Below are 6,058 nucleotides of genomic sequence, written 5' to 3' on the forward strand. Positions count from 1 at the left end.
CAGGTAAAGATGCCATCAGATATTTCCAAGATGAGGAAAATTTTGGCTTGGGTAATATTACCGATCCCGGTGCAGTTCCCGATTTCGATTCATGGTATAGCGTGATAAGACAAGGAGGCTTTATCGCAGACTTTTATTTGGATGGTGTTGAAATGACGATTTTATTTGACGCAACAGTCAAAGACCAAGAAGATTTAGACGACATTAATAAAACATTAAGTTTTAAAGAATGGGGACAGTATATGATGAGGATTTCATTTACGACCGCGCGCTACAGCACCCGAAATGATATATATCACACATTTATCCCTGACGGTTATGACATCGATAAACTTCAAAAAGAAATGGACAAAATCAGCTCCAGCCTGCCGGAGTACTGGCAACGCTACCGAAACATCGAATTGGCAAAACGTAAAAAAGAGGAAGCCATGCTGGTCAGCAAGGGTTATAAAATCGATGAGGGCTATCAGGATCCCGATTTACTGCCTTATTTACAGAAAGAACCCAAGTTTTAAAGGGTGAACGTTGATGTAGTGTAGAACAAAAGGTCGTCTAAGATTTCAGACGACCTTTGTTTTTGAATACTGTAAGTGGTTGTACTACTGAGAGAAACATCAGCTAGCAGGCTAAAATACTAGTATTATGAATTTAACATAATATAAATTATGTAGTTTTTCCTATACCTAACAATCGCCGTTGTTTATTCCTATTTGTTAACTATTAGTTAATCTTAAAAGATTCCGTATAGTACTCCAAATTTTAGTATAAAATCAATAGATTTTAATATAAATTCGGCTGTTTAATTTCACTGTGAACCTATCATTAATAGTAGTCTGACGAAATAGAGTAGGGAAAAGATTGTGAATTGTGCTGAACTTATTCAAAACTGTTCAGATGGTCTTATTTCATTAATCCTATCTTTTTTTCTCTCTACAAAATGCAAAGACCATTGTTGATTAGTTATTATCACTTATAACTACTGTCAATCCCTGCATTTTAGTTTCCACCGTTTCTCCTACTTTCTTTCAATCTTTCCTTAATCATGTGTGAACCTTTGCTTTTTCAATCAATGACATTATTTATTAGAGAAATGTTTTCACTATCAGCCTTAACAATCACTATTAAAATGTGCTCCGATGTTCTGTCTCCGTCTGTATGCGGCTTGGGCTACGGCGAGGCTGCATTCGAGTAAGTTGCGGTTTTCGTATTCGGACGTTGTGTGCGGATCGCCTTGATTTTGCTTCCAAAACTGCAGTTGGGCGATGGCGAAGCGTAGGCCGGTATCGTTGCGGAGAATGCCTAGATGGTGTTGGTTGAACGCTTGCAGGGTGGGGCGGCTGAATACGTTTTGGAGGCCGTCTGAAAAGATGTCTATTTCGGCGGAGGGGCTTTCAGACGGCCTTTGGAATGGTTCGGTTTGGAACGCTTGTCCGTCCGCGATGGTTTGGGCGGCAAGCCTGGCGGTCACGACGCATTCGAGCAGGGAGTTGCTGGCGAGGCGGTTGGCTCCGTGCAGCCCTGTGCAGGCGGTTTCGCCTAAGGCGTAGAGCTGCGGCAGGGAGGTTCTGCCGCTGGGGTCGGTTTGGATGCCGCCGCAGGTGTAGTGTTGTACGGGGCGGATGGGGATGGCTTGGCGCGTGATGTCCAAACCGCATTGGGATAAACAGTGTCGATGGATGGACGGGAAATGCTGACGGACGAACTCTGCGGGTTGATGGCTGATATCGAGTGAGACGAAATCTTGCGTTTGTTTGGCGATTTCGGCGGCGATGGCGCGGGCAACAATGTCGCGCGATGCGAGTTCGGCGCGGCGGTCGTAATGCGGCATAAACCGTTCGCCCGCTTGGTTGGTCAGGATGCCGCCTTCGCCGCGCACGGCTTCGGAAATCAGGAAGGTGCGTCCGTTTTCAGACGGCCTTGCCAAGCCTGTGGGGTGGAATTGGATAAATTCGAGGTTTTCGACTGCGCAGCCTGCGCGTATCGCCATGGCGATGGCGTCGCCCGTGCATTCGGGCGGCGTGGTGGTGGCGGCGTAAATCTGCCCGAGGCCGCCGCCTGCGAGTACGGTATGGCTGGCACGGATGCTGTAGGTTTCTTGCGTTCGGCGGTCGAGGACGGTCAGTCCGCACGCTGAGTCCGATTCGGTTTGAACATCCAACGCCATCTGCCGCTCGCAAACGCGGATGTTCGGGCGGCGGCGTATTTGGGCAATCAGGCTCTGCATGACAGCTTCGCCCGTGTAGTCGGCAACGTGGGCGATTCGGCGGCAGGTATGTCCGCCTTCGCGCGTCAGGTGCAAGTCATTATGATTCCAGTCGAACGCCACGCCCTGCGCCAGCAGCCATTCGATTGCCGGTTTGCCCTGCGACAGGATGGTGCGGACGGCAGCTTCGTCGCACAAACCCGCGCCCGCTTCCAAAGTATCGGCAACGTGTTTTTCGATGTCGTCCTCTCCCGACCACGCCGCCGCAATCCCGCCTTGCGCATGACGACTGGCGGTGTCGTCCAGCCGGTTTTTGCACAAAATAACGATGCGGAACGATTCAGGCAGCGACAGGGCGAGCGTCAGTGCCGCCAGCCCGTTTCCGGCAATCAATACGTCGCAATCGGTTTGCATGGTGTTGTCCTTGTTTGTGAGGTCGTCTGAAACGGGCAATATTGACGGCAAATCAGGCGGGTCCCATACCGTTGAACACATCCCCGCGTTTGAGTCCTGCCGCGAAGTCGAGCATACGCTGCAAAGGCAGTTTGGCGGCTTCGCCCAGCTTTCTGTCCAACAGGATTTCGTTGTGTCCGCTTGTCAGGGCGTATTTGATGCCGCCCAGCGAATTCATCGCCATCCACGGGCAGAACGCGCAGCTTTTGCAGCTTCCGCCGTTGCCCGCCGTCGGTGCGGCGATAAATTCTTTGTCGGGCGCCTGCTTTTGCATTTCGTACAGGATGCCCAGATCGGTCGCCACGATGAATTTTTTTTCGGGACGAGATACGGCGGCTTTGAGCAGTTTGCTGGTCGAGCCGACCACGTCGCCCAGTTCGATGACGCTTTGCGGCGATTCGGGATGAACCAGCACCACCGCGTCGGGATGCTCCGCCTTCAACGCCGCCAGCTCCTGCCCTTTGAATTCGTTATGGACGATGCACGAACCTTGCCACAACAGCATATCCGCACCCGTTTCGCGGCGGATATAGTCGCCGAGATGGCGGTCGGGCCCCCAAATCAGTTTCTCGCCGCGCGATTTCAAATACGACACGATTTCCAATGCCACCGAAGAGGTTACCACCCAATCGGCACGCGCTTTCACGGCGGCGGAAGTGTTGGCGTACACTACCACCGTACGGTCGGGATGTTGGTCGCAAAACGCTGAAAACGCTTCTTCGGGACAACCCAAATCCAAAGAACATTCCGCTTCCAAATCAGGCATCAGCACCGTTTTTTCAGGGCAGAGGATTTTCGCGCTCTCGCCCATAAAGCGCACACCCGCCACCACCAATGTACCGGCTTCGTGTTCCGCGCCGAAGCGCGCCATTTCCAACGAATCGCCCACGCATCCGCCTGTTTCCAAAGCCAAATCCTGAATCAGCGGATCAACATAATAATGCGCCACCAAGACCGCGTTTTTCTCCTTCAGCAAAGCCTTGATTTCATCTTTCAGACGGCCTGCAGTCTCGCGGTCGGGCGTGTCGGCAACCTTCGCCCACGCCTGACGGATTTGGCAGGCAGAAGTCGGCGTTTGAATGAGGGGCATATCGTAATCGAACGAGCGGCGGGCGGCGGTTTGCATGATGTTTCCTTGTAGCTGTTTTTCAGACGGCATGAAGGTTTGCCGTTTATATTTTGAAATATTTTTATATTATGCTCAACTTGAGTATAATATGCAAGGTCGTCTGAAAACCGCTTTGGTTTACAATAAGGTTTTCTCTTGAATGAAAGCCACGCATGGATGCCTATCCTGAAACAGCGGCCAATCCGCAAAGTATCGTCGAGCTTGTTCCTGTCCTGATCGCCATTACAAACGGCAGCTTGAGGGTTTTGACAGTTGCCCAAGGAGAGCTATTACCCAATGGCTTGCTTGCACCACTTCGCCACTCTCTGCAAGCAGGAGTCAGGATGTGGGTTGCCAAACAGACATCACAGCCTATGGGCTATGTAGAACAGCTTTATACGTTTGTAGATACGAGCCGCCAAAATGAACAAGGACTGCCTGTCTTATACGTCAGCTATTTGGGACTGGTGCGCGAGGCGGCCGACAACATCCTGCATCCCGATGCGAAATGGCAGGACTGCTACTGCTATTTTCCGTGGGAAGATTTGCGTAGCGCCGGTAGGCAACATGAGACCATCGTCAGCCGCCTGCGCATTTGGGCAAACTCGGCGGATACGGAGGAAATGCGTCAGAAGCGGCTCAAGCGCATTCATTTGTGCTGGGGGGTCGAACCGGAAAACTGGTCGGAAGAATACGTTTTGCAACGCTATGAAATGCTGTATGAAAGCGGCCTGATAGCGGAAGCCGCCGAGCCGCAGGCAAACATTGATTTCGCGCTCACGGGGCAGCCCATGCGCCACGACCACCGCCGTGTACTGGCGACAGCCTTATCCCGCCTACGCGCCAAAATCAAATACCGCCCCGTGATTTTCGAACTGATGCCGCCCGAATTTACACTGCTGCAACTGCAAAACAGCGTCGAAGCCATCAGCGGCCGATTGTTGCGTAAGCAAAACTTCCGCCGCCAGATTCAGCAGCAAAACCTTATCGAGCCGTCGGATATCGGCGTATCAGGCAGCAAAGGCCGTCCTGCGCAGCTTTACCGCTTCCGCGACGATGTCCTGCCCGATCAGCTGATTTCTGATATCGGACTGCCACTGGGTGGCCGCTAAGTGATTTTCAGACGGCCTCAAATTAAATTTTGCCTCATCGGTGCAATATCAATATTTTTCCAACAAAGGAAACTTCATGTCGTCTGAAAACAATCTTCTTCCTCTACCCGATACCCTGTTGCGTCCCATGGTAGAACGAGCCTTGAGCGAAGATTTGGGCAGGCGCGGCGACATTACGTCCGCCACCGTCATCGCGCCCGACAAAACTGCCAAACTCTTCCTCGTCAGCCGCAAAGACGGCGTCATCGCAGGCATGGACTTGGCGCGCCTCGCCTTTCAAACGATGGATCCGTCCGTCCGTTTCCAAGCCAAAATCCGAGACGGACAAGCCGTCCGCGCAGGTCAGACGCTTGCCGCCGTCGAAGGCAACGCTCGCGCACTGCTTGCCGCTGAACGAACCGCGCTCAACTACCTCACGCATCTGAGCGGCATCGCCACCGCCACCGCTCGCGCAGTAGCCGAAGTTGCCGGTTACAATGTGGACATCGTGTGCAGCCGCAAAACCATCCCACTGCTTCGCGTCCTGCAAAAATATGCCGTCAGAGCAGGTGGGGGCGTGAACCACCGCATGGGTTTGGACGACGCCGTACTCATCAAAGACAACCACCTTGCCTATTGCGACAGCATCGCCCAAGCCGTACGGCAGGCAAAGCAAGCAGTTGGACCGTTGACCTGCGTGGAAATCGAAGTGGACACATTGGCACAACTGGATGAAGCCATCGCGGCGGGTGCGGAACGGATTTTGCTGGACAACATGGACGACGAAACCTTGAAAGAAGCGGCAAACCGCTGCCACATACAAACCGCCCACACACACACCATCTATTGTGAAGCATCGGGCGGCATCGGCTTCGACCGCCTGAAGCGCGTGGCACAAACCGGCGTGGACGGCATCGCCCTCGGCTATCTGACCCACAGCAGCCGTTCGCTGGACATAGGGTTGGATTTCGTGGCTTAAATTTTGAGTTTGCTATAAAGCAAAGATAGTGTATTGCACAGTCAAATAACTTTACATTTCTTGACATTGCAAGAATACGCACCCCGACTCATTCGGGGTGTTTGTTTTGTTTTGAATGGATTTGATGTTTTAATTTATGTTTTATTTTCAATAAATTAAAAATTTACCTGGCTTTTGGCCGCGTTGAATTTATTTATATCTTTCCACTTGGAAATCTTGGCCGT

The 6,058-nt window shown here is 51.9% G+C and carries 4 protein-coding genes and 1 pseudogene; 3 read left to right on the forward strand and 2 right to left on the reverse strand.

Annotated features, from left to right (window positions below):
- Positions 1 to 515, forward strand: a pseudogene (locus tag HMPREF2700_RS06785) (hypothetical protein); the annotation flags it as partial.
- A gap of 593 nt (positions 516 to 1,108) precedes the next feature.
- On the opposite strand, the gene nadB reads toward HMPREF2700_RS06785, so the two are convergent.
- Both nadB and nadA read right to left on the reverse strand, forming a co-directional pair.
- Entirely contained in the window at positions 1,109 to 2,617 is a 1,509-nt protein-coding gene (nadB, locus tag HMPREF2700_RS06790) for an L-aspartate oxidase (protein WP_070591128.1), read from the reverse strand.
- Between the two features lie 52 nt (positions 2,618 to 2,669).
- On the reverse strand, positions 2,670 to 3,782 hold the full coding sequence (gene nadA / locus HMPREF2700_RS06795; protein ID WP_070591133.1) for a quinolinate synthase NadA: 1,113 nt from the start codon (positions 3,780 to 3,782) through the stop codon (positions 2,670 to 2,672).
- 155 nt (positions 3,783 to 3,937) lie between these two features.
- On the opposite strand from nadA, the gene HMPREF2700_RS06800 reads away from it, so the two are divergent.
- Positions 3,938 to 4,876: an NUDIX hydrolase gene (locus HMPREF2700_RS06800; protein ID WP_070591129.1), complete on the forward strand. Its 939-nt coding sequence runs from the start codon at positions 3,938 to 3,940 to the stop codon at positions 4,874 to 4,876.
- 76 nt (positions 4,877 to 4,952) lie between these two features.
- Positions 4,953 to 5,834, forward strand: a complete 882-nt coding sequence (gene nadC, locus HMPREF2700_RS06805) for a carboxylating nicotinate-nucleotide diphosphorylase (RefSeq protein ID WP_070591131.1) — start codon at positions 4,953 to 4,955, stop codon at positions 5,832 to 5,834.
- Positions 5,835 to 6,058 lie beyond the last annotated feature (224 nt).

This window comes from Neisseria sp. HMSC068C04, from assembly GCF_001810105.1.
GTDB classification, from domain to species: Bacteria; Pseudomonadota; Gammaproteobacteria; order Burkholderiales; family Neisseriaceae; genus Neisseria; species Neisseria flavescens_B.